This window comes from Caulobacter vibrioides, from assembly GCF_002858865.1.
GTDB lineage: Bacteria > Pseudomonadota > Alphaproteobacteria > Caulobacterales > Caulobacteraceae > Caulobacter > Caulobacter vibrioides.
In genome coordinates this window covers 70,570-92,809 of the sequence record NZ_PJRR01000019.1, presented here as the reverse complement: position 1 = coordinate 92,809, position 22,240 = coordinate 70,570, and the positions used below count along the sequence as shown (strand labels likewise).

The following is a 22,240-nucleotide window of genomic DNA, read 5'->3' as shown; positions in this document are numbered from 1 at the left end:
TGACCGCGCTTGGGGGCGTGCGGGCGGACCCGCAGGCTTGCCAAGCGTGACTATCGGGGGCGACGGCCGCAAGGACACGTCGGTCGGACGACCGCCGCCACCGAGACTGTAATAATCGACCGCGCTCCGAAAGGAGCGGCAGGGCCTAGAGGAACGACACTATCCATGCGGTCTGCGCGTAGCGTGACGACTTTCGCGGCCGGCGCCGCGTCCATTCTCGCCTTGACCGTGGCGAGCCTCGGCGCGCCCGCCATGGCCATGCAGCAGGCGGCCCCTGAGGGCGTGGCCCAAGCGCCGTCGGCGCCGGCCGCGCCACAACCGCTGTCGGAAAGCGTGGCGGCGGTCGTCAATGACGACATCATCTCCAGCTACGACCTGATGCAGCGCATGCGCCTGCTGATGGCGACCTCCGGCATGCAGCCCACCCAGGAGAACCTGCCGCAGATCGAACAGGAAGCCCTGCGCTCGCTGATCGACGAGCGCCTGCAGATGCAGGAGCTCAAGCGGGTCGAGAAGCAGCAGAAGATCACGATCATCTCGACCGACAAGGAAGTCGAAGAGCAGATCGGCGACATCGCCCAGTCCAACCGCCTGCAACCCGAACAGCTGAAGCAGCAGCTGGTGGCGCAGGGAATCGGCCTCGATACCTGGCGCGCCCAGCTGCGCGCCGAGTCCAGCTGGCAGTCCTGGATCCAGGGGCGCTATGGGTCGCGCCTGCGCATCGGCGAGGACCAGATCAAGGCCTATCAACGCCGGCTGGCGGATGCGGCGGCCAAGCCGCAGTACCAGATCAGCGAGGTCTTCCTCGACGCCGCCCGCGTGGGCGGCATGGAGGTCGCCGTTAATGGCGCGACGCAACTGATCAACCAGATGCAGCAGGGTGCGCCGTTCGCGGCCGTCGCCCGTCAGTTCTCGGGCTCGGCCACCGCCGCCAACGGCGGCGAGGTCGGCTGGGTCAGCCAGGGCGAGATGCCGACCGAGGTCGACGCCGCGCTGGAACAGCTGCGTCCGGGTCAGCTGTCGCGCCCGATCCAGGTCAAGGACGGCGTCTACATCATCTACCTGCGCGACAAGCGTGCGGGCTCGAAGACCGCGATCGTCGACCTGAAACAGGTCGCCGCGCCGCTGGCCGCTGACGCCACCGAAGCCCAGATCGCCGCCGCCACCAAGCAACTTGTCGACCTGAAGCCCAAGATCACCAGCTGCCAGAGCCTTGAAGCGACGGCGGCCAAGGTCGACGGCCTGGTCGCCGGCGACCTGGGCGAAGCGGAGATCACCGACCTCGCCCCCGCCTTCCAGGAGGCGGCCAACAAGCTCGAAATCGGGCAGATCTCCGACCCGATCCGCACCGACGCGGGCCTGCATCTGATCGCGGTATGCGGCAAGCGCCAGGGCGGCGCCAACGCGCCGACGCACGACCAGATCGAAAACCGCCTGCGCGGCCAGCAACTGGCCCTGATCGCCAAGCGCTATCTTCGCGACCTGCGCAACCAGGCGACCATCGAAACCCGGTGACGTCGCGCCCCCTCGCCATCAGCGCCGGCGATCCGGCCGGCGTCGGCGCGGAGATCATCGCTAAGGCTTGGCGTGCGCTACGGCAGGACGGCCCCACCTTCGTCGTGATCGGCGACGCACAGCTTCTGGCCTCGGCCGGCGGCGGCGTGAAGGTGCGCGCCGTCACCCGGCCGCAGGAAGCCGCCCAGGTTTTCCCTGACGCACTCCCCGTGCTCGACATTCCCGTGCTTTCGCCGGTTGTCTACGGCCGCCCTTCCCCGAGCCACGCGCCCCAGATCATCCGCTGGATCGAGACAGGGGTCGGGCTGGCTTTGTCGGGCGCCGTCAGCGGCCTGGTCACCGCGCCGATCGCCAAGGCCCCGCTTTACGAGGCCGGTTTCCAGTTCCCCGGCCACACCGAGTTCCTGGCCGAACTGACGGCGGCGGCCAGCATGGTGGGCGCAAGGGGCCCGGTGATGATGCTGGCGGCGGGTGACCTGCGCGCCACGCTCGTGACCATCCACACCGCGCTGGCCAAGGCGCCGTCGGCGCTGACGACCGAGGCGATCATCAACAGCGGACTTGTGACCGCCCAGGCCCTGCGCAAGGACTTCGGCATCGCCGAGCCGCGTCTGGCCGTGGCGGCGCTGAACCCGCACGCCGGCGAAGGCGGCGCCCTGGGACGCGAGGAAATCGACATCATCGCGCCGGCGGTCGAAGCGCTTCGCGCGCTGGGCGTCCAGGCGTCCGGCCCTGCGCCCGCCGACACCCTGTTCCATCCCGAGGCCCGGGCGCGCTACGACGGGGTGCTGTGCATGTACCACGACCAGGCGCTGATCCCGGTGAAGATGCTGGACTTCTGGGGCGGCGTGAACATCACCCTGGGCCTGCCCATCGTGCGGACCTCGCCTGACCACGGCACCGGCTTCGACATCGCCGGACGCGGGATCGCACGGCCCGATAGCCTGATCGCCGCCATCCAGCTGGCGGCCAAGATCGCCGCCCGTCGCGGCATTTAGAACGGCCTGCCTATCCGTCGGATAGACAGGTGGAGAGACACAAGATGAGCCTGGCCGATCTGCCGCCCCTGCGCGAGGCCCTGGAACGCCACGACCTGATGGCGCGCAAGAGCTTTGGCCAGCACTTCCTGCTGGACCTGAACGTCACCCGCAAGATCGCGCGCCTGGCCCAGGTTGGCGAGGGCGACACCGTCGTCGAGGTCGGCCCTGGTCCCGGAGGCCTGACCCGCGCCTTGCTCGAAACCGGCGCGCGTGTGGTGGCGATCGAGAAGGACAGCCGCTTCCTGCCGCTGCTGGCCGAAGTGGCCGAAGTGGCCGAGGAACGTCTTGAGCTCGTGGAAGGCGACGCCCTCAAGGTCGACGCCGCCCAGGCTGCCGGCGGGCCGGCGCACGTGGTCTCCAACCTGCCCTACAACGTCGGCACCCAGCTGCTGATCAACTGGCTGACGGGCCCGTTCCGACCGCTGTCGATGACCCTGATGTTCCAGAAGGAAGTCGCCGACCGGATCGTCGCGCAACCGGGCGACGACGCCTACGGACGCCTGGCCGTGATCGCCCAGACTCTCTGCGAGGCCAGGACCGTGATGGACCTGCCGGCCAAGGCCTTCACGCCACCGCCCAAGGTGGCCTCGGCCGTCGTCCGCCTCGTCCCCAAGGCTGAACCGCCGCCCGCCGAGGTGGTCGCGGCGCTCGAGCGTGTGACCGCCGCAGCGTTCGGCCAACGGCGCAAGATGCTGCGATCCAGCCTCAAGGCGCTGGGCGGGGCCGATCTTTGCGAGCGCGCCGGCGTCAGCCCGGACGCCCGGGCCGAGGTGATCGACCTTGCGGGCTTCCTAGACCTGGCAAGGGCGACGCTGGGCGGCGGGGATCAGTAGCGCCTTTCAGCTTCGGTTCATCCACGGCGCCGCTTGATGGTCCCGTAAGCCGAGGAGAGCGCCGTGGCCATCCGCCTGATCCTGATCTGCACCCTGCTGTCGCTGGCCGCGCTGTCGGTGTTGGTGGACGGTCATCGCGCCGCTCCGATCACGGCGCGGGCGCCTGTCACGACGGCGGGATAAACCCGAAGCGTCAGCCGAGCGGGCGGCGACGGTTGTGGCCTATTGACGCCGCGCCCTCCGCCCTCCAGCTTCGCGCGGTTTTTTGAGCGGGGCGGATGTGACCACCAACAGCGCGACAAGGGCGCCTTCGACGGTCACGCGGCGTCTGTTGTTCATGGCGCTGACCCTCGCCGCCCCCGCCATCCTGCTGATGGCCGCTCTCGTGGCCGTGCAGTACACCGAGGGGCAACGGCGCTTCGCCGCCCAGCTGGTGACCACCACCCGCGCCTTGTCCCTGGCCACGGACCGCCAGATCGGTCAGGGCCAGAGCGTGCTGCAGGGCTTGGCCGTGTCCCCCGCCTTGTCGCAGGGCGATCTGGCCACCTTCGAGAAGCAGGCGCGCGAAGCTGTCGACGGCCGCGACGGCTGGATCGTGCTGATGGACAAGGACCGGCAGTGGATCAACACTCGCATGCCGCCCGGCGCGCCGCCCCCCAATGCGCCCCCCAGCGAACAGAGCTGGCGCGAGATGACTACGGGCAAGTCCAACGTCAGCAATCTGATCCCGCGCCCCAATGCGGGGCCCATCATCGGCGTCAACATGCCGGTGCTGGTGGATGGACAGATCTTCGTGCTGGCCTACATGCAGCACCCGGCGGTGTTTCATGCCCTGATGACCGGCCAGGGCCTGCCCGAGACCTGGACCGCCAGCATCGTCGATCGAAACGCCGCCCTCCTGGCGAGGTCACGCGACCAGGAGAAGATGCTGGGTCGCCATGCCAGCCTCGACATGCAAAGGGCCATGGCCCTGGCGCAGGACGGCGTGGTCGACACCCATACGCTCGACGGCGTCCAGACCCTGTCGGCTTTCAGCCGCTCCCCCACCTATGGCTGGACCTTCATTGTGGGCGTGCCGCACGATGAGCTGAACCGGACCATCCTTGGCTCACTTGGCCCTGCCCTGTTGGGGTCGGCGCTGATGATCGCCCTGGGAGTCATGGCCGCCCTGGCGTTTGCGCGTCCCATCTCGCGGGATGTGCGCGGTCTCGTCGCCGAGGCCGAGGCCTTGGCGGCCGGCGCGCCCCTGGCGCCGGCGCCCTCAGCCCTGCAAGAGATCGCCGAGGTCCGCGGTTCGCTTCGCGCCGCGGCGGAGATCCTGCGTCACCGCGAAGAAGAGGCCCGCACGGCCGCCGAGCGTCAGCAGTTGATGATCAATGAGCTGAACCATCGGGTGAAGAACACCCTCGTAGTGGTTCAATCCTTGGCCCGGCACAGCCTCAAGGGAGGCGGCGAGCTTGGTCTGGCCCAGTTCAACGAGCGGCTGCTGGCCCTGGCCGGCGCGCACGATCTGCTCACGCGCCGCAGCTGGGAAGGCGCGGACCTTGGCGAACTGGTCGCCGAAGCGCTGCAGCCCTATGCCACCCAGGTGAGCATCGAAGGACCCGCAACGCCGCTGGCCCCGAACGCCGCCGTGGCCTTGGCCATGATCCTGCATGAACTGGCCACGAACGCCTCCAAGTATGGCGCGCTGTCCACCGAGGCGGGCCGGATCCAGGTCTCCTGGACCATGGAAAGCCGCACCCGTCTGCGCCTGATGTGGCGCGAGCGGGGCGGCCCGCCGGTCAAGCCACCGTCTCGACGCGGCTTTGGCTCGCGACTGATCACATCCAGCCTGAGAGGCGATCTCTCCGGCGCCTCGGAGTTCGACTACGCGCCCGAAGGTCTGACCTGCGTCTTCAGGCTGCAGACGCCGCCGCGCGCCGCATCCTGACCAAGATCGATCGTCTCCACGCTCGCATGTCGGCCTGGCGCATCGGCCGGGAAACGGATCACCTGGGCTCAGGACCGTCTGCGCAGCGGGAACTGATGGCGCCGTTGGGCTCTTGATTGGGCAAGGGTCGCGCAGGGCGACCGCTCACGGAGTCCCCACCATGTCTATTCTCGCCTGGCTGCTTATGGGCCTGATCGCCGGTTTCATCGCCAGCAAGCTCGTCAACCGCAACGGTGGCGGCGTGCTGCTGGATATCGCCCTTGGCGTCGTCGGCGCGTTTGTCGGCGGCTGGTTGTTCACACAGTTCGGCAACGCCGGCGTCTCGGGCTTCAATCTCTACAGCCTGCTGGTCGCCACGATCGGCGCCGTGGTGATCCTGGCGCTGTATCACCTGGTCTTCGGCCGACGCGCGCTTTAGGCAAGGTCGCGGCGGCGGGCGGTGGCTCGTCGCCCGCCCTAGATCTCTTCCTTCAGAAGATCGCTGACCAGATCGCCGATCCACGGGTTGCGCGCCCGCTTCAGCCGTTCGGCGTGGTAGATGTGGGCCAGATCAGCATAGGCCCGGTCGAAATCGTCATTGAGGATGACGTAGTCAAACTGCTCCCAGGCCGCGACCTCGTCCTTGGCCCGCGACAGACGGCGGTGGATGACCTCTTCGCTGTCCTGGCTGCGCGTATGCAGGCGACGGCTCATCTCGGCCAGCGACGGCGGCAGGATATAGACCAGCACGCTGTCGGCACCGGCCTGCTTGTGCACCTTCATCGCGCCTTGAAAGTCGATGTCGAACAGCACGCTTTCGCCGCGGCTCAGCGCATCCATGATCGGCGCCTTGGGGCTGCCATAGAAGTTTCCGTAGACCTCGGCCCATTCCAGGAACGCATCCTCGGCCAGCATGCCCTGGAACTTGTCGCGCGAGACGAAGTGATAGTCGCGGCCGTCATGCTCGCCAGGGCGCGGATCGCGCGTGGTGGCGCTGATCGACAGGTGCAGATCGCCGTGGTCGGAGACGAGGCGGCGGGTCAGCGACGTCTTGCCGACGCCCGAAGGCGCGACGACCATCAGCAGCAGACCACGATGGGGATGATGGGACTTATTCAACGTTCTGAACCTGCTCGCGGAACTGCTCGATGACGGCCTTCAGCTCCAGACCGATCGCGGTCAGGCTGGTCAGGGCCGATTTCGAGCAGAGAGTGTTGGATTCGCGCATGAATTCCTGGGAGAGGAAGTCGAGCCGCCGACCCGATGCGCCCTCGCCCGACAGCAGACCGCGCGCGGCCACCACATGGCTGGCCAGACGGTCCAGTTCTTCGCGCACATCGGCCTTCACCGCCTGGGCGGCGGCTTCCTGAACGATGCGATCCTCGCTGGCGGCCTCGCCGACCAGTTCGGTCATGCGTCGGGCGAAGCGCTCCTTGATCACCGCTGGCTGGCCGGCGGCTTCGGTCTCGGCCTGGGCGGTCAGTTGCTCGATCCGGGCGACCAGGCCGCTCAGGATCGGATCCAGCGCCGCCCCCTCTTCCAGGCGCGCCGTCTTCAGGCCGTCCAGGGCCTGCGCGATTGAAGCGGCCATGGCGGCTTCGACCGCAGCGCGCGTCTCGGCGTCGTCTTCGTCCTCGCGCGCCTCGATCACGCCCTTGAGCGCCAACAGGCCATCCAGGCTCGGCTTGGCGATCATGCCGGTGGCCACATAGGGGCCGCCGGCGGTGAGGTAGCGCTCCAGGACCTGGACATTCACCCGGGTCTCGCCCGAGACCTCCGCCCGCTTGGCCTGGACGTTGACGGTCAGTTGGCCGCGCTGGAACCGCGCTTGGGCCCCGTCACGCGCGGCGCGCTCCAGGCCTTCGAAGCCCGGCGGACCGCGAAAGCGGGTCTCAAGGTTGCGGCCATTGACGCTGCGGGCCTCCACCGCCCACGACCAGGCGCCGTGCGCGCCTTCAACACGCGCGAACCCTGTCATGCCCGACAGTGGCATGCCTCAGCCCCCGGCCAGCGGCGCAGCGGCCGGCTTGGCCGGCGCCTTGCCCGCGCGTTCACGCTCGATCTGACGCCACTTGACGACGTTGGCGTTGTGCTCTTCCAGCGTCCGGGCGAACACGTGCCCGCCGGTGCCGTCGGCGACGAAGTACAGATCTTCGCTCTTGGGCGGGTTCATCACCGCCGCCAGGGCCGCACGACCCGGATTGGCGATCGGCGTCGGCGGCAGGCCGTCGATCAGATAGGTGTTGTAGGGCGTCAGGCGGCGCAGTTCCGACAGGAAGATGCCGCGCCCCAGCGGGCGTCCCCGCGAGATGCCGTAGATGATGGTCGGGTCGGAGCCCAGGCGCATACCTGTCCGCAAACGGTTGACGAACACGGCGGCGACGCGCGGACGCTCCTCGGCCAGGCCCGTCTCCTTTTCCACGATCGAGGCCAGGATGACGGCCTCTTCCTTGGTCGAAAAGGGCAGGTTCGACGCACGATCGGCCCACAGGGCGTTCAGCACCGCATCGCGATCGTCCATCATGCGCTGCAGGACGGCCGCGCGGTCCTCGCCGCGTTGCACTTCGTAGGTCTCGGGCAGGATCGCGCCTTCAGGCGGCGTGGCGGCGTTCCCCGTCAGCACCGCAGACTTGTTGAGGATGTCCATGACCATGTCCGAGGTCAGGCCCTCGGGGATGGTGATCCAGTGACGGACAATCCGGCCGCGGCGGACGGCGTCCAGCACCTGGGCCATCGAAGCGCGGCTGTTGAACTCGTACTCGCCGGCCTTCAGCGTCCGCGCCGCGCCGGTAACCTTGGCGGCGGTCATGAAGATCGACGAGGAACGGATCACGCCGCCCCGCTCCAGGCTGGAGGCGATCTCGGGCAGGCTGGCGCCCTTGCGCAGGACAACGGTGGTCTTGTCGCCCCCCTTCGCCGCGGGGCCAGGTCCGTTATAGACCCAGGCCGCGCCCAACAGGGCGACCATGCCGACCACGACCAGCGTGGCGGCGGCCCCGAGCAGGGCCCTCATCATGCGACGGCCGGCGGTGGCCGTCTCACGGCGGGAGCCCGCTCCCTTGGGAGCACGGGCGCGGGGCGGCGGTTTCTTGCTCACGAGACCTTCTTGAACACGACCGAAGCGTTGGTGCCGCCGAAGCCGAAGCTGTTGGACACGGCCACATCGATCTTCATCGGCACGGCCTTGTGCGGGGCGAGATTCATCGCGACCTCGACATCGGGATTGTCGAGATTGATGGTCGGCGGGGCGATCTGGTCACGGATGGCCAGGATCGAGAACGCCGCCTCGATCGCGCCGGCCGCGCCGAGAAGGTGGCCCGTCATCGACTTGGTCGAGGACATGACGACGTTCTTGGCGTGATCGCCGAGGAACCGCTCGACCGCCTTGGCCTCGATGCCGTCGGCCATGGTCGAGGTGCCGTGGGCGTTGACATAGTTGATGTCCGAGGGCTTCAGGCCCGCGTCACGCACGGCGGCGGCCAGGGCCCGCGCGCCACCCTCGCCGTCTTCCGACGGGGCGGTGATGTGGTAGGCGTCGCCCGACAGGCCATAGCCTGCGACTTCAGCATAGATCTTGGCGCCGCGCGCCTTGGCGTGTTCGTACTCTTCCAGCACCAGAACGCCCGCGCCCTCGCCCATGACGAAGCCGTCGCGGTCCTTGTCGTACGGGCGCGAGGCCTTCTCGGGCGTGTCGTTGAACGCGGTGGCCACGGCGCGGCAGGCCTGGAAACCGGCGATGCCGACCTTGCAGACGGCCGCCTCGGCCCCGCCGGCCACCATCACGTCGGCGTCGCCATACTTGATCAGGCGCGCGGCGTCGCCGATCGCATGGGCGCCGGTGGCGCAGGCGGTCACGACCGCGTGGTTCGGGCCCTTGAAGCCGTACTTGATCGAGACCTGACCCGAGATCAGGTTGATCAGGGCTGACGAGATAAAGAACGGGCTGACGCGTCGCGGGCCCTTGGCCTCAAGCTCCAGCGCCGTGTCGGCGATGGTCGACAGACCGCCGATGCCCGAGCCCAGGATGACGCCCGTGCGCCACTTGTCCTCGTCGGTTTCCGGAACCCAGCCCGAATCCTTGATGGCCTCATCGGCGGCGGCGACGCCGTACAGGATGAAGTCATCAACGCGCTTCTGATCGCGCGGGCTCATGGTCTGGTCAGGATCGAACGAGCCTTCGACATCCGGGCCGCCGCCACCGCGACCATCGACGCGCGGCACCTCGCAGGCGACCTGGCACGAATAGTCGGTGGGGTCGAACGCGCTGATGCGGTTCGCGCCGGACTTGCCGGCGAGGATGTTCTTCCAGGTGATGTCGACACCCTGGCCGAGCGGGGTCAGCAGGCCGATACCCGTGACGACGACTCTACGCATGGCTCACTCCCAACCTTCGATGCGGGACGCCGGATGTGGGAAAGACCCCCGCTCCGCGCCTCCGCGAATCTTGGCCTCAAACGAAAACCGCCGCGCGCACGATGGCAAGAGCCCGTGCGGCGCGGCGGAAATACTCCGGTTCGCGAACAATGCGAACCTGAAGACCTTAGGCGGTCTTTTCCGTGATGAACTTCACGGCGTCGCCGACCGTTTGGATGTGCTCGGCGGCGTCGTCCGGGATTTCGATGTCGAACTCTTCTTCGAACGCCATCACCAGCTCAACGTTGTCGAGGCTGTCGGCGCCCAGGTCGTCGATGAAGGAAGCCTTCTCGGTGACCTTCTCGGGATCGGCATCCAGGTGCTCGATGACGATCTTACGCACGCGCTCGAGAATGTCGGACATTCTGTTCAGTCCCTCTTGATCAAATTCAGAAGCCGCAGTCCCCCTCCCAGAGAGATCACCACGGCTCGTCGGGCCACCGCCTATCACGTTCTTTTTCGGGTGACCAGCGGCGCCGGTCTCCCGCGAACCGCTCCGGCGGCGGGCGGCTTCAACGGTTGAGACGATCAGACTCGTTGAAACACGTGGTTGATGTATTCACCATCTCGCTCGCTGTCGACAACCCTGAAACCGGTGCGTTCCGCCAAAATATTCGGCGATCTGCCGAGCAGAAAAACGGAATGAAACCGGGTGAAGGCAAAACAGTAGTCATAGCAAGGCGACGCATGCGCCATCTTGCCGCCCGGCTTCAACAACGCATGGAAGGCCTGGAACTGCGCGACGGGGTCCCGAAAATGCTCGATGACGTTGTTTGAGAAAATCCCGTCGAACCCGCCAGAGACCCCATCCCAGACCTGGGCTCCGCTCTCGGCGATGGCGCCGGCGGCGTTGGGCTCATGGGCGACGATGTCCCATCCTTCGCCCTTGAGGGTCTCCAGAGTGCGATTCCAGCCCCCGCCCGCGCCCCAGTCCAGATACCGGCCGCCCGGTTCGGCCTGCAGCGACCGAAAGGCCCGCAGTTCGTTCGCCGTGGTGTCGCCCTCGGCATAACGAGAATAGAGGACCTGATAGTCCTTGCCGACGAAGGCCTCATCGAGATCCAGGTACTTCTGCGGGCCGAAAACGCAGTCGCAGCCCGGGCAGACATAGCGTTCGAGGCGGCCGCCGCCGAAATAGCAGCGGTCCTCGCGAATCTCGAAGCCGTTGCGGCCGTCCGTATGCCCGCAGACGATGCAGGTCAGGGAGCGCTGCGCCAGGATCGGCTCATAGGCCACATCCAGCGCGCTCCAGAACGCTTCGGTGAAGTAGCGCTCGGTGAGGGCGGCCTGCGCCTCCAGTTTGTCGAGGCGAGCCCTCAGGGCGTCCGCCTCGGCCCGAGCGGCGGCTTCGCGCGCGGCGGTCTCCGCCAGCGCCAGATCGGTCGCCTGGGATGCGCCCAGCCGTCCCAACCAGGACAATCCAGCCACCATGACGATACCTCCTCGAAGCCTCGCCAAAGCGGCTGGAACTTAAAGTCCTTAGATCATCGCCATGCCGCCGTTGACGTGCAAGGTCTGACCCGTGACGTAACCGGCCTGGTCGCTGGCGAGATACACGCAGGCGGCGGCGATATCCGCCCCCTCGCCCAGCTTGCCGGCAGGAATGGTCGACAGGATGCCGGCCTTTTGTTGTTCGTTCAGGGCGTCAGTCATCGGGCTGGCGATAAAGCCGGGCGCCACGCAGTTGACGGTCACGCCCCGGCTGGCCAGTTCCTGGGCCAGGGCCTTGGAGAAGCCGATCATGCCGGCCTTGGAGGCGGCGTAGTTGGTCTGGCCGGGATTGCCCGTGACGCCGACGATCGAGGTGATGCCGATGATCCGGCCGGCGCGGCGCTTCATCATGCCCTTGGCCGCAGCGCGCGACAGGCGGAAATAGCCTTCCAGGTTCACCTTGATGACGGTGTCCCAGTCCTCGTCCTTCATACGCACGATCAGGCCGTCGCGGGTGACGCCGGCGTTGGCGATCACGATATCCAGCGGCGCGCCGGCGGCTTCTTCGGCCTTGGCCACCAGGCCATCGACCTGTTCGGCGTCGGAGAGGTTGGCGACGACGGTCGAGGCGCGCTCGCCCAGTTCCGCCTTCAGCTCGGCCAGGGCCGATTCCCGCGTGCCCGAGAGCACGACATGCGCGCCCTGGGCGTGCAGGGCGCGGGCGATGGCCCCGCCGATGCCGCCCGTGGCGCCGGTGACGAGCGCGGTCTTGCCGGTGAGATCAAACATGCTCGGACTTCCTTGGGCTTAGAGCGACTTGGCGAACGCTTCGAGGTCCGCCGGCGTGTTGAGGGGAACAGCTTCAGCGTCCGGGGCGATGCGCTTGGCCATGCCCGACAGCACCTTGCCGGCGCCGGCCTCGGCGAAACGCGTGACGCCGCCTTCGGTCGCCATCCAGGTCATGCTTTCGCGCCAGCGGACGCGGCCGGTGACCTGCTCGACCAGCAGCTTGCGGATCACGTCCGGATCATGGATCGGCGCGGCGGTGACATTGGCCACCAGCGGCGCGCGAGGGGCGACGATGGTCGCGGCGGCCAGGGCGGTCGCCATCTCGTCGGCGGCCGGCTGCATCAGCGGGCAGTGGAAGGGCGCCGAGACGTTCAGCGGAATGGCCCGTGCGCCCAGTTCCTTAGCCTTCTCGATGGCCTTGTCGACGGCGGCCTTGGCGCCCGAAATCACGACATTGCCGTTGTTGTTGTCATTGGCCACGACGCAGACGCCGACTTCCGAGCCGGCGGCGGCGGCGGCTTCGGCTAGGGCCAGATCCGTCTTGGGCCCGATCAGCGAGGCCATCGCGCCCTCGCCCACCGGCACGGCGCGCTGCATGGCCTGGCCACGCAGCTTCAGGAGGCGCGCAGTGTCCGACAGGCTGATGGCGCCGGCGGCGGCCAGGGCCGAGTACTCACCCAGCGAGTGACCGGCGACGAAGGCGGCCTTGTCGATGCCGACGCCGAATTCCTTCTCCAGCGTCCGCGTCACCGCCAGGCTGACGGCCATCAAGGCCGGCTGGGCGTTCTCGGTCAGCGTCAGGTCGCCTTCGGGACCTTCCTTCATCAGGGCGAACAGCTTTTGGCCCAGGGCGTCATCAACCTCCTGGAAGACTTCGCGCGCCGCGCTGAACGCTTCGGCGAGATCGGCGCCCATGCCGACCGACTGACTGCCCTGACCCGGGAAAATGAAGGCGATGCTCATCGAAGCCCGCTCCGTTTCTAAAGAGATTCAAGGCCGGGAGGGTTAGGGTAAAGCCGCCGGACGAGCAAGTGCGACGCCGTGTGGCGACCAAGGCTTGCAATCACCGCGACCACGTCCAAAGTGCGCGCGCCCACGTACCCTGACCATCTTTCCTTCGGAGTCGCGCCATGAAGATCGTTCTCGCCGGTGTCGCCGCAGTCGCCCTCGCTTTCGCGTCCCCCGCCCTGGCCGCCCTCAAGGCCGGCGACAAGGCCCCGGACTTCAGCGCCAAGGGCGCCCTGGCCGGCAAGGACTTTGACTTCAACCTGGCCAAGGCGCTGAAGAAAGGGCCGGTGGTGCTGTACTTCTTCCCGGCCGCCTACACCGCCGGCTGCACCGCCGAGGCGCGCGAGTTCGCCGAAGCCACCCCGGAATTCGAAAAGCTGGGCGCCACGGTGATCGGCATGACGGCCGGCAATGTCGACCGCCTCAAGGACTTTTCCAAGGAACACTGCCGCGACAAGTTCGCGGTCGCCGCCGCCGACAAGGCGCTGATCAAGGCCTATGACGTGGCCATGGCGGTGAAGCCCGACTGGTCCAACCGCACCTCTTATGTGATCGCCCCCAACGGCAAGATCCTGCTCAGCCACACCGACGGCAACTTCATGGGCCACGTCCAACAGACGATGGGCGCGGTGAAGGCCTACAAGGCCAAGAAGTAGTAGCGAGCGTTTTTGGATTCCGACCAGCCGCGCGGGTTGAGCCCCGCGCGCGCCTGCGGTCATGATCGGCCATGACCGATCTCGCGCAAATCGAACTCGCCGTTCGCGGCCTCGCCGTCGGCGCCTTCGCCGCCACGGGCGTTTCGCTCGCCGCCAGCCGCAAGATGACGCCCGTCCGCTGGCTGGGCGTGCTGCTCATGGCTTGCGCGATCTCGCATGTGATCGACAGCCACTTCTTCTACACTGAGCAGCGCCACTTCAGCGCCCTGACCTGGGCTCTGTCGGCCTGGACCGCCGCCGTGTTCTGGCTGTTCTGTTCCGTCTTGTTCGAGGACGAGCCGAACATCCCGACGTGGCGGTTCATCGTTCCCGCCTTCGTGATCGTTCAATGGGCGGCGGGCGCGTTCCTGCCGCCCTCCCCCGCTCGTGGCGCCGTCTGGTGGAGCTTCGCGGCGGTCTCGGTGGTGATTCACGGCCACATCCTGCTGATGGCCTGGCGCGGTTGGCGGATCGACCTGGTCGAGCGTCGCCGCCGCCTGCGCGCGCCGATCGCAGCGGCGGCCACGGGCTACATGTTCGTTCAAACGCTTTGCGATTTCGGCTTCGGTCAGGGCCCAGTCCTGCCGAGCCTCGCCCAAGCGTTCGGGCTGGCCGCGCTGGGAGTCGGCTCGGCGCTGGCCCTGCTGCGCGCCGAGCCGGTGCTGGTCCAGGCCTCACCGGCCGCCGGCGAAGCACCCTCCCCGAAGGCCGCCGAAGCCCTCGACCTCACCCCCGCCGACCGCCTGGTCCTGGCGCGCCTCGACAAGGCGATGAACGAGAACGAGGTCTGGCGCGGCGAGGACCTTTCGATCGGCGCCCTGGCGGCGCTCGTCGGCGCGCCTGAGCACCGCCTGCGCAAGCTGATCAACGGCACGCTGGGGCACCGCAACTTCGCCGACTACGTCAATGGCCGGCGGATCGAGGCGGCCAAGATCGCCCTGGCCGATCCCGAGCAGGCGCTGAAGTCGGTGTCGACCATCGCCTATGAGCTGGGCTTTGCGTCCCTGGGTCCTTTCAACCGGGCCTTCCGCGCCGCGACGGGCGTGACCCCTACCGCCTGGCGCCTGGAAGCGACACCCGCCTACGCGCCCCTGCGGCTGGTCGAAACCGGGGAAGGCGCGTCGAAAAGCGACAAGCGGGCCTGATTTCAACATCGGCGCGACGGCTCAAGATCCGCGGGCTTCCCTGGCGACGTCCCACCCATTGCCGGAGCCCCCGATGCTAGACCACCTGATCCCCTTCGCCCGCAACTGGCTGATCGGCATGCAGATCGACGTGACACGCTATGCCGTGTTCTCGATCGGCGTCTGGTTCGTCCTCTGGGTGCTGCTCGCCAAGCCCATGGCGGGCCGCAAGATCCGCGACACCCGACCTGCTGGGCGGCAACTGCTGACCGAGTTCGCGATCTCGATCCGCTCGGTGATGGTGTTCTCGACCTTCGGACTGATCACCTTCGGCCTATTCCGCGCCGGCTGGCTGCCCGGGCCACTGATCGCCAAGGGCTGGGGTCCGGTGTGGTTCTGGACCAGTCTGGTCCTGATGATCATCGCCCATGACGCCTGGTTCTACTGGACGCACCGGATGATCCACGACCGGCGCCTGTTCCGCACCTTCCACCGGCGTCATCACCGGTCGAACAACCCCTCACCTTTCACCGCCTATAGCTTCGACCTGGGCGAGGCCGCCATCAACGCGCTGTTTGTACCGCTGTGGATGATCCTGATCCCCACCCAGTGGCCGGTGGTGGGTCTCTTCATGCTGCACCAGATCGTTCGCAACACGCTGGGCCATTCCGGCTATGAGCTGTTCCCGGCTCGCAAGGACGGCCGGCCGCTGATCCCCTGGCTCACGACGGTCACTCATCATGACCTGCACCACGCGCAGGCGGGATGGAATTACGGCCTCTATTTCACCTGGTGGGACAAGCTGATGGGCACCGAGCACCCGGAGTATCTGCAGCGCTTCGCGGCCGTTACGGCCCGCAAGGACAAGGCTCTGGCGGCTACCAGTTCGCCTTCACCAGCTTGACCATGGCGCGGGCGTCCTGGAGCCGCCAGGTCTCCCGCTCGTTGCTGACGCCGCGCAGGCTGACCGTAAACTCGGCCGGCAGGTCGAACGGACGGGTCAGGCTGAGATCAACGCCCTCGTCGCCCATCGTGCCCCCACCAAAGGCGATCGAGCCCACCGGCTTGCCGTCCAGCGTCAGGGACGAGCGGATGTTCGCCCGCGCCACCGGGGCCACGCCCGGGGCGGTGATCGACTGGCTGGCGTTCATGTCCATCGACAGGCGGATGAAGTTGGCCCGCGGCAGCAGGCCGAAACCGAACAGCTTCGACATCGACGAGCGAAGACGCGCCTCGCTCTCGTTCCACGAGGCGCCCAGGGCCAGCGAGCGCTGCCCCACCCGTTCGTCGTCGGGCTTCTGACTGAGGTTCAGGTCGAGATCGTAGGTCGGGTTCTCGGGCATGCCCGACGACTTGACCGTCAGCGCGACCTTTTCCTTGTCGGTGGAGAGGTCCAGAGGCAGAGCCGCATAATAGCCGGCGAAGCGGCCGTCCTTGGCCGAGACCGACATGGCCGGCTTCTGGATGATCTCGGCGTGCGCGACACCGGCGGCCGAAACCGCCGCGAGCACGATCCAAAGACGAGCACCGATCCCCATGCACGCCAGCTAGCATACTTGGCCTTGGGCTTGGAAGCCTTGCGAGCCATTTGTAGGACAGTTCGCGTGAACGCCCGTTTTGACGGCAACCCCCGCCTCGGCTTGCGTTTGTTCCCCATATCCTGTAGGAGCGCGCGTTCTCACGGAAGGCGGTCTTGCACGCACCCATCCGGGACCGGGGTTCGCCCCGCTCGGCTTGCAGGATCCATCGTGGTCGACGGACTTCCGTCGTCGTCCGCGCCGCTTTCCACAACGGAAGAAGGAAAACATGGCGTTCTACGAACACGTGGTCATCGCGCGGCAGGACATCTCGCCGCAACAGGCCGAAGCTCTGAACGAGCAACTCAAAGCCCTCATCGAAGAGAATGGCGGTCACATCGCCAAGATCGAGTACTGGGGCCTGCGCAACCTCACCTACCGCATCAAGAAGAACCGCAAGGGCCACTATTCCCTGCTCGCGATCGACGCCCCGGCGCCGGCCGTGAAGGAAATGGAGCGTCAGCTGCTCATCAACGAAGATGTGCTGCGCTTCATGACCATCCGCGTGGAAGAGCTGGACCTCGAACTCTCGCCGGTCCTGGCCCGTCGCGATCGCGGCGACCGCCCGGAACGTCCGCGCGAAGACTTCGGCGCTCAGGCTCAGGCGTAAGGGAGAGATAGATCATGACCGATACGACTGCTCCTGAAGCCGGCGCTCCGGCCGCCGCCGCTGGCGGCGCTCGCCGCCCGTTCTTCCGTCGCCGCAAGGTTTGCCCGTTCTCGGGCGCCAACGCGCCGAAGATCGACTACAAGGACGTGAAGCTGCTGCAGCGTTACGTCTCGGAACGCGGCAAGATCGTTCCGTCGCGCATCACCGCGGTGTCGGCCAAGAAGCAACGCGAGCTGGCCAAGGCCATCAAGCGCGCCCGCTTCCTGGCTCTGCTCCCCTACGTCGTGAAGTAAGGGAGACGCCACGATGAAAGTCATTCTGCTCGAACGCGTTGAAGGCACCGGCGTCCTCGGCGACGAAGTCACCGTCAAGGACGGCTTCGCCCGGAACTACCTGCTGCCCCGCGGCAAGGCCCTGCGCGCCACCAAGGCGAACCTGGCCACCTTCGAAGCTCAGCGCGCTGAGATCGAAGCCCGCAACGTGAAGAACCGCGAATCCGCCGAAAAGAACGGCGAGTCGCTGGACGGCACGCAATACATCCTGATCCGTCAAGCTGGCGAAAGCGGCCAGCTGTACGGTTCGGTCGCGGGCCGCGACGTCGCCGACGCCATCAAGGCGGAAGGCGGCAAGGTCGATCGTTCGATGGTCGTCCTGGACAAGCCGATCAAGACGCTCGGCGTCCACGAAGTGAAGGTGAAGCTGCACGCCGAAGTGACCATCACGGTCACCCTGAACATCGCGCGCAGCCAAGACGAAGCCGAGCGCCAAGCGCGCGGCGAGAACGTGATCAACTCGCAGTTCGAGGAAGATCGCGCGGCCGAAGCCGAAGCCGCCCAAGACATGGCGGAAGGCGGCGCCGGCTCGTTCGAAGGCGACCACTACGAAGCCTAATCCCGTCCGGGATCGGAGCTTTGTTACGAAAGGCGGCGCGGAGCAATCCGCGCCGTTTTTTTCTGCGCCCGTTATGAGAACGCTTCGATGCTGGGCGCCTTGTGTCTAAATTATGAACGACCCATGTTCTCGATGCGGGGCGACTAGACCCCGCCAGCGCCGACGGCCCCGCCGCCAAGCGCTTGATCACGAGAGGGGTAATCGATGCGCTACAAGACCTTCCTACTCGCTGCAGCCTCGCTGGCCAGCGTCGCGACCATGGCCAACGCCCAGAGCGCCACGGACACCGATCAGACGTCCGTCGACGAACTCGTCATTACCGGCACCCGCACGGCGGGTCGATCGCGACTGGACACCTTGGCCCCCGTCGACGTGGTCAGTGAAAAGGCGCTGACCCGCACCGGCACCACCGAACTGGCGCAGTCGCTGTCGACGCTGGCGCCCTCGATCAACTTCCCGCGCCCGGCCATCACCGACGGCACCGACCACATCCGCCCGGCCACCCTGCGAGGCCTCGCCCCTGATCAGACCTTGGTGCTGGTCAACGGCGCCCGGCGTCATTCCTCGGCCCTGGTCAATGTGAACGGTTCGATCGGACGCGGCTCGGCCGCTGTCGACCTGAACGCCATCCCGACCATCGCGCTCGACCGCGTCGAAGTGCTGCGCGACGGCGCCTCCGCGCAATATGGCTCTGACGCCATCGCCGGCGTCATCAACCTGCGCCTGCGCGAAGCGCGCTCGGGCGGCGGCGCGACCATCACCTATGGCGGCTACAACACCCTGGTTGAAACCGCACGCAACACCGACGGCCGCCGCGAGCGCGATGGCGAAACCGTCACCCTCCAGGCCTGGCAGGGCCTGCCGCTGGGCGCCGACGGCTTCCTGACCGTCTCGGCCGAGTATCGGGACCGCAACCCCACCAGCCGCGGCGACATCGATGTTCGCGTCACGCCGGCCAGGGTGACCTCGCGCTACGGCGACGCCGAGGTGAAGGACAAGACCGTCTATCTGAACGCCGGCCTGCCGGTCGGTTCGGGCTGGGAAGCCTATGGCTGGGCCGGCTACCAGACGCGCGAAGGCGGCAGCGCGGCCTTCCCGCGCATCGTCGGCGACGCGCGCCAGACGCCGGTCGCCTCGATCTATCCGAACGGCTACCTGCCGATCATCGCGACCGACATCGAAGACTCGACGGCCGCCTTCGGCCTGAAGGGCGATCTGGCGAGCTTCAAGGTCGACCTGAACGTCGTCTACGGCAAGAACAAGATCGACTACCGCACCGAAAGCTCGGCCAACGCCTCCTATGGCGCAGCCAGCCAGACGAGCTTCAAGTCCGGCGGCATGACCTACGACCAGACAGTGGTCGGCCTGGACGTGTCGCGCGGCGTGGATATCGGCGCCTATGAGCCGCTGAACGTCGCCTTCGGCGCTGAAGCGCGCTGGGAAGGCTATTCGATCCGCGCCGGCGAGCCGACCTCGTATAACCGGGGTCCGATCACCACGGCCGCGGCGGGCGCGCAGGGCTTCCCAGGCTTCCAGCCGTCGAACGTGCTGTCGCGGGACCGCGACAATATCGGTCTCTATCTCGACCTGGAATCGCGCCTGACCGAGCGCTTCACCGCCTCGGCCGCCGTTCGCTACGAGGACTATTCGGACTTCGGCTCGACGACGACCGGCAAGCTGGCCGCGCGCTACGAACTGACCGAGGGCTTCGCCATTCGCGGCGCGGTCTCGACAGGCTTCCGTGCGCCGGCGCTGCAGCAACAGTTCTTCACCACCACCTCGACCAACTTCATCATCATCAACGGCGTCTCCACGCCGGTGGAGGTCGGCACCTTCCCCGCCACCAGCGCCGTGGCCAAGGTGCTGGGCGCCAAGCCTCTGGAAGCCGAGAAGTCGGACAACCTGTCGGCCGGCGTCGTCTTCCAACGCGGTCCGTTCGAGCTGACCGTCGACGCCTACCAGATCAAGATCGACAACCGGATCGTGCTTTCGGAGAACATCCAGGGCTCGGCCACCGGCTCGGCCACGGCGGTGGCGATCTACAACCTGCTGGCCCCGTTCAACGTGACGGCGGCGCGCTTCTTCCTCAACGGCGTCGACACCCAGACCAAGGGCGTCGACGTGGTGGCGCGCTACCGGATCGACGACGACCAGGCCGGCCGGTTCGACCTGACGGCGGCGGCCAACTTCAACAAGACCGACGTCACCAAGCTGCCGACGACCAACACCCTCTCGTCGCTGCCGGTTCCGCCCAGCCTGTTCAACCGCGCCAACGTGCTGACCTTCGAGGAAGGCACGCCCAAGCGGAAGATCACCCTGGCCGGCGACTGGAGCCGCGAAGCCTGGGGCGCGACGCTGAAGACCACCTTCTACGGCTCGGTCCTGTCGCCCAACAACGACCCGACCGGCGCCTTCGACGTTCGTACGGGTTCGAAGGCTGTCGTCGATCTGGAAGGCCGCTACGCTATCAACGAGCGGCTTAATCTGGCGATCGGCGCCAACAACCTGTTCGACGAGTACCCCAACCGCACGCCGGCCAACGTCAACACGACGAACGCGACGGCCTTCACCGGCTTCTCGCCGTTCGGCTTCAACGGCCGCTTCTTCTACGGCCGGATCAGCGTCAGCTGGTAGGCCATCCAGGGCCTTCCGACCGAGCTTAGAGGCGGGCGCGGAGAGCGATCTCCGCGCCCGTTCTTTTAGTCCCAACGTCAGAAGCGGACGCCCCGCCGACCGCCGCGCCTTGCGCTTGGAGCCAGCCAAAACATACACAGAACATCCCCGTTCATCTTGGGGCGCCGGGCCAACTGGCCCGCGCGTCGCAAAGCGCGTCGCGTTAACCTGTGCCGATGTCTCTCGTCCCTGCGCTCGACCTCGTTCTTCCCGGTCTTCCCGAGCCCACGATCAACGTGGCGCCGCACAACATGGAAGCCGAACAAGCGCTGCTGGGCGTCCTGCTGTATGACAACGCCGCCTATGAGCGCCTGAGCGACAATCTGCAGGCCCGCTGCTTCTACGAGCCCTTCCACCAGCGTCTGTTCCAGGCGATCGAGACCCACGTCCGCAAGGGCCAGCTGGCCGAGCCGATCCTGCTGGCCGACGAGTTCAAGAAGGACCCCGCCTTCGAGGAGCTGGGCGGTCTGCGCTATCTGGCCGACCTCGTCGACCGCGCGCCGCCAGCGGCCAATGTCGGCGACTACGCCCGCGTGATCTTCGACCTGTCGCTGCGTCGCGAACTGATCCGCATCGGCGGCGACATCGCCACGGCGGCGCAAGGCGGCAACGACGAAAAGCGTAACGCCCGCGATCAGATCGAGGCGGCGGAACAGAGCCTCTACAGCCTGGCCGAAAGCGGCGCGGCCTCTTCGGGCTTCGTGTCCTTCGGCGACGCCCTGCGCGGCGCGGTCGAGATGACCGCCGAGGCCTATAGCCGCGACGGCGGCATGTCGGGCGTCTCGACCGACCTGATGGACCTCGATCAGAAGATCGGCGGTCTGCACCCGTCCGACTTGATCATCCTGGCCGGACGCCCCTCGATGGGTAAGACGGCCCTGGCGACCAACATCGCCTTCAACATCGCCAAGAAGTATGCCTACGAGATCCAGCCCGACGGCACGAAAAAGACCGTCCAGGGCGGGGTCGTGGCCTTCTACTCGCTGGAAATGAGCGCCGAGCAGTTGGCCCTGCGTATGCTGGCCGACGCCTCGGGCGTCTCGGGCGACCGCCTGCGTAAGGGCGAGATCGACGCCAGCGAGTTCGGCCGGGTACGCGACGCGGCCATGGAGCTGCAGAACGCGCCGCTCTATATCGACGCCACCGGTGGTATCTCGATCGCCAAGCTGACCGCCCGGGCCCGCCGCCTGAAGCGCCAGGTGGGTCTCGATCTGATCGTGGTCGACTACCTGCAGCTGGTGACGGGCTCGGACCTCGGCGCTAACGCCAACCGCGTGCAGGAAGTCTCGCAGATCACCATGGGCCTGAAGGCCCTGGCCAAGGAGCTCAGTGTCCCGGTCATCGCCCTGTCGCAGCTGTCGCGTCAGGTCGAACAGCGTGACGACAAGCGTCCCCAGCTCTCCGACCTTCGGGAATCGGGCTCGATCGAACAGGACGCCGACATGGTCTGGTTCGTGTACCGCGAGGCCTATTATGTGGGCCGCGCCGAGCCGCGCGAAGGCACGCCCGAGCACCTGACCTGGCAGGAAGAGATGGACCGGCTCCAGGGCCTTGCCGAAGTGATCATCGCCAAGCAACGTCACGGCCCCATCGGCACCGTGCGCCTGTCGTTCAACAGCGACACCACCCGCTTTGGCAACCTGGCCCGCGACCACTACTTCGCCCAGGCGCGGAACATCCCGTCGGACGAATAGGCGGCGGCTTTGGGTGGTTTGCGTACGTTGGCCTG

Annotated in this window: 23 protein-coding genes; 14 read left to right on the top strand and 9 right to left on the bottom strand. The window is 67.1% G+C overall.

The window, feature by feature from the left end; all coding sequences use genetic code 11:
- The first annotated feature begins 165 nt into the window (after nucleotides 1–165).
- The 6 genes from CVUC_RS14690 to CVUC_RS14665 all read left to right on the top strand — a co-directional run bounded on the left by CVUC_RS14690 (nucleotide 166) and on the right by CVUC_RS14665 (nucleotide 5,739).
- The gene (locus CVUC_RS14690) at nucleotides 166–1,515 is read left to right on the top strand and encodes a peptidylprolyl isomerase (RefSeq protein ID WP_164468124.1); all 1,350 of its coding nucleotides are present in this window, start codon (nucleotides 166–168) and stop codon (nucleotides 1,513–1,515) included.
- A complete protein-coding gene (gene pdxA / locus CVUC_RS14685) occupies nucleotides 1,512–2,513 on the top strand; it encodes a 4-hydroxythreonine-4-phosphate dehydrogenase PdxA (RefSeq protein WP_096033254.1) in 1,002 nt (333 codons plus the stop codon). Before CVUC_RS14690 ends, pdxA begins: the two co-directional genes overlap by 4 nt.
- A 44-nt stretch (nucleotides 2,514–2,557) precedes the next feature.
- Nucleotides 2,558–3,388, top strand: coding sequence for a 16S rRNA (adenine(1518)-N(6)/adenine(1519)-N(6))-dimethyltransferase RsmA (gene rsmA / locus CVUC_RS14680; RefSeq protein WP_096033253.1), 831 nt, complete (start codon nucleotides 2,558–2,560; stop codon nucleotides 3,386–3,388).
- A gap of 63 nt (nucleotides 3,389–3,451) precedes the next feature.
- Entirely contained in the window at nucleotides 3,452–3,571 is a 120-nt protein-coding gene (locus CVUC_RS14675; protein WP_010919555.1) for a hypothetical protein, read from the top strand.
- 97 nt (nucleotides 3,572–3,668) lie between these two features.
- Nucleotides 3,669–5,321, top strand: coding sequence for a sensor histidine kinase (locus CVUC_RS14670; protein ID WP_096033252.1), 1,653 nt, complete (start codon nucleotides 3,669–3,671; stop codon nucleotides 5,319–5,321).
- 160 nt (nucleotides 5,322–5,481) lie between these two features.
- Nucleotides 5,482–5,739 carry a GlsB/YeaQ/YmgE family stress response membrane protein gene (locus CVUC_RS14665; RefSeq protein WP_145991840.1) on the top strand — a complete coding sequence of 86 codons (258 nt, stop codon included), beginning with the start codon at nucleotides 5,482–5,484 and terminating at the stop codon, nucleotides 5,737–5,739.
- 38 nt (nucleotides 5,740–5,777) lie between these two features.
- On the opposite strand, the gene gmk is transcribed toward CVUC_RS14665, so the two are convergent.
- The 8 genes from gmk to fabD all read right to left on the bottom strand — a co-directional run bounded on the left by gmk (nucleotide 5,778) and on the right by fabD (nucleotide 12,896).
- Complete coding sequence (gmk, locus tag CVUC_RS14660; RefSeq protein WP_010919552.1) at nucleotides 5,778–6,419, bottom strand: guanylate kinase; 642 nt, start codon at nucleotides 6,417–6,419, stop codon at nucleotides 5,778–5,780.
- On the bottom strand, nucleotides 6,412–7,293 hold the full coding sequence (locus tag CVUC_RS14655; RefSeq protein WP_010919551.1) for a YicC/YloC family endoribonuclease: 882 nt from the start codon (nucleotides 7,291–7,293) through the stop codon (nucleotides 6,412–6,414). The genes gmk and CVUC_RS14655 overlap by 8 nt, the downstream gene beginning before the upstream one ends.
- A 3-nt stretch (nucleotides 7,294–7,296) precedes the next feature.
- On the bottom strand, nucleotides 7,297–8,397 hold the full coding sequence (gene mltG / locus CVUC_RS14650; protein ID WP_096033250.1) for an endolytic transglycosylase MltG: 1,101 nt from the start codon (nucleotides 8,395–8,397) through the stop codon (nucleotides 7,297–7,299).
- Entirely contained in the window at nucleotides 8,394–9,674 is a 1,281-nt protein-coding gene (fabF, locus tag CVUC_RS14645) for a beta-ketoacyl-ACP synthase II (RefSeq protein WP_010919549.1), read from the bottom strand. The genes mltG and fabF overlap by 4 nt, the downstream gene beginning before the upstream one ends.
- 166 nt (nucleotides 9,675–9,840) lie before the next feature.
- Nucleotides 9,841–10,077 (bottom strand): acyl carrier protein, encoded by a 237-nt coding sequence (locus CVUC_RS14640; protein WP_004615098.1) that lies wholly within the window; start codon nucleotides 10,075–10,077, stop codon nucleotides 9,841–9,843.
- Between the two features lie 164 nt (nucleotides 10,078–10,241).
- Complete coding sequence (locus CVUC_RS14635) at nucleotides 10,242–11,171, bottom strand: class I SAM-dependent methyltransferase (RefSeq protein ID WP_096033249.1); 930 nt, start codon at nucleotides 11,169–11,171, stop codon at nucleotides 10,242–10,244.
- Between the two features lie 21 nt (nucleotides 11,172–11,192).
- A complete protein-coding gene (gene fabG / locus CVUC_RS14630) occupies nucleotides 11,193–11,933 on the bottom strand; it encodes a 3-oxoacyl-[acyl-carrier-protein] reductase (protein WP_010919547.1) in 741 nt (246 codons plus the stop codon).
- 18 nt (nucleotides 11,934–11,951) lie between these two features.
- Entirely contained in the window at nucleotides 11,952–12,896 is a 945-nt protein-coding gene (fabD, locus tag CVUC_RS14625; protein WP_010919546.1) for an ACP S-malonyltransferase, read from the bottom strand.
- A gap of 167 nt (nucleotides 12,897–13,063) precedes the next feature.
- On the opposite strand from fabD, the gene CVUC_RS14620 reads away from it, so the two are divergent.
- The 3 genes from CVUC_RS14620 to CVUC_RS14610 all read left to right on the top strand — a co-directional run bounded on the left by CVUC_RS14620 (nucleotide 13,064) and on the right by CVUC_RS14610 (nucleotide 15,664).
- On the top strand, nucleotides 13,064–13,597 hold the full coding sequence (locus CVUC_RS14620; protein WP_096033248.1) for a peroxiredoxin: 534 nt from the start codon (nucleotides 13,064–13,066) through the stop codon (nucleotides 13,595–13,597).
- A 71-nt stretch (nucleotides 13,598–13,668) separates the two neighbouring features.
- Nucleotides 13,669–14,781 carry a helix-turn-helix domain-containing protein gene (locus CVUC_RS14615; RefSeq protein ID WP_096033247.1) on the top strand — a complete coding sequence of 371 codons (1,113 nt, stop codon included), beginning with the start codon at nucleotides 13,669–13,671 and terminating at the stop codon, nucleotides 14,779–14,781.
- A gap of 73 nt (nucleotides 14,782–14,854) precedes the next feature.
- Nucleotides 14,855–15,664 (top strand): sterol desaturase family protein, encoded by an 810-nt coding sequence (locus tag CVUC_RS14610; protein WP_096033246.1) that lies wholly within the window; start codon nucleotides 14,855–14,857, stop codon nucleotides 15,662–15,664.
- On the opposite strand, the gene CVUC_RS14605 is transcribed toward CVUC_RS14610, so the two are convergent.
- Nucleotides 15,639–16,298, bottom strand: coding sequence for a hypothetical protein (locus CVUC_RS14605; RefSeq protein ID WP_010919542.1), 660 nt, complete (start codon nucleotides 16,296–16,298; stop codon nucleotides 15,639–15,641). The two genes, CVUC_RS14610 and CVUC_RS14605, sit on opposite strands and share 26 nt — an antisense overlap.
- A gap of 268 nt (nucleotides 16,299–16,566) precedes the next feature.
- On the opposite strand from CVUC_RS14605, the gene rpsF reads away from it, so the two are divergent.
- From rpsF to CVUC_RS14580, 5 genes are all read left to right on the top strand, one after another.
- Nucleotides 16,567–16,947: a 30S ribosomal protein S6 gene (gene rpsF / locus CVUC_RS14600; RefSeq protein WP_010919541.1), complete on the top strand. Its 381-nt coding sequence runs from the start codon at nucleotides 16,567–16,569 to the stop codon at nucleotides 16,945–16,947.
- Between the two features lie 14 nt (nucleotides 16,948–16,961).
- Nucleotides 16,962–17,240 (top strand): 30S ribosomal protein S18, encoded by a 279-nt coding sequence (rpsR, locus tag CVUC_RS14595; protein WP_004615089.1) that lies wholly within the window; start codon nucleotides 16,962–16,964, stop codon nucleotides 17,238–17,240.
- A 13-nt stretch (nucleotides 17,241–17,253) separates the two neighbouring features.
- Nucleotides 17,254–17,838 carry a 50S ribosomal protein L9 gene (gene rplI, locus CVUC_RS14590; protein ID WP_096033245.1) on the top strand — a complete coding sequence of 195 codons (585 nt, stop codon included), beginning with the start codon at nucleotides 17,254–17,256 and terminating at the stop codon, nucleotides 17,836–17,838.
- Between the two features lie 204 nt (nucleotides 17,839–18,042).
- Nucleotides 18,043–20,472 (top strand): TonB-dependent receptor plug domain-containing protein, encoded by a 2,430-nt coding sequence (locus tag CVUC_RS14585; RefSeq protein WP_096033244.1) that lies wholly within the window; start codon nucleotides 18,043–18,045, stop codon nucleotides 20,470–20,472.
- A gap of 209 nt (nucleotides 20,473–20,681) precedes the next feature.
- On the top strand, nucleotides 20,682–22,205 hold the full coding sequence (locus tag CVUC_RS14580) for a replicative DNA helicase (protein WP_010919538.1): 1,524 nt from the start codon (nucleotides 20,682–20,684) through the stop codon (nucleotides 22,203–22,205).
- The last annotated feature ends 35 nt before the right edge of the window (nucleotides 22,206–22,240 follow it).

Bases quoted from the DNA above. Each gene is read 5' to 3' on its own strand.
- rpsF (WP_010919541.1), top strand. From the start codon at position 16,567: ATGGCGTTCTACGAACACGTGGTCATCGCGCGGCAGGACATCTCGCCG.
- CVUC_RS14655 (WP_010919551.1), bottom strand. From the start codon at position 7,293: ATGCCACTGTCGGGCATGACAGGGTTCGCGCGTGTTGAAGGCGCGCAC.
- CVUC_RS14665 (WP_145991840.1), top strand. From the start codon at position 5,482: ATGTCTATTCTCGCCTGGCTGCTTATGGGCCTGATCGCCGGTTTCATC.
- rplI (WP_096033245.1), top strand. From the start codon at position 17,254: ATGAAAGTCATTCTGCTCGAACGCGTTGAAGGCACCGGCGTCCTCGGC.
- fabF (WP_010919549.1), bottom strand. From the start codon at position 9,674: ATGCGTAGAGTCGTCGTCACGGGTATCGGCCTGCTGACCCCGCTCGGC.
- fabG (WP_010919547.1), bottom strand. From the start codon at position 11,933: ATGTTTGATCTCACCGGCAAGACCGCGCTCGTCACCGGCGCCACGGGC.
- CVUC_RS14690 (WP_164468124.1), top strand. From the start codon at position 166: ATGCGGTCTGCGCGTAGCGTGACGACTTTCGCGGCCGGCGCCGCGTCC.
- rpsR (WP_004615089.1), top strand. From the start codon at position 16,962: ATGACCGATACGACTGCTCCTGAAGCCGGCGCTCCGGCCGCCGCCGCT.
- CVUC_RS14585 (WP_096033244.1), top strand. From the start codon at position 18,043: ATGCGCTACAAGACCTTCCTACTCGCTGCAGCCTCGCTGGCCAGCGTC.
- CVUC_RS14615 (WP_096033247.1), top strand. From the start codon at position 13,669: ATGACCGATCTCGCGCAAATCGAACTCGCCGTTCGCGGCCTCGCCGTC.
- fabD (WP_010919546.1), bottom strand. From the start codon at position 12,896: ATGAGCATCGCCTTCATTTTCCCGGGTCAGGGCAGTCAGTCGGTCGGC.
- CVUC_RS14610 (WP_096033246.1), top strand. From the start codon at position 14,855: ATGCTAGACCACCTGATCCCCTTCGCCCGCAACTGGCTGATCGGCATG.
- CVUC_RS14605 (WP_010919542.1), bottom strand. From the start codon at position 16,298: ATGGGGATCGGTGCTCGTCTTTGGATCGTGCTCGCGGCGGTTTCGGCC.
- CVUC_RS14620 (WP_096033248.1), top strand. From the start codon at position 13,064: ATGAAGATCGTTCTCGCCGGTGTCGCCGCAGTCGCCCTCGCTTTCGCG.
- rsmA (WP_096033253.1), top strand. From the start codon at position 2,558: ATGAGCCTGGCCGATCTGCCGCCCCTGCGCGAGGCCCTGGAACGCCAC.
- CVUC_RS14640 (WP_004615098.1), bottom strand. From the start codon at position 10,077: ATGTCCGACATTCTCGAGCGCGTGCGTAAGATCGTCATCGAGCACCTG.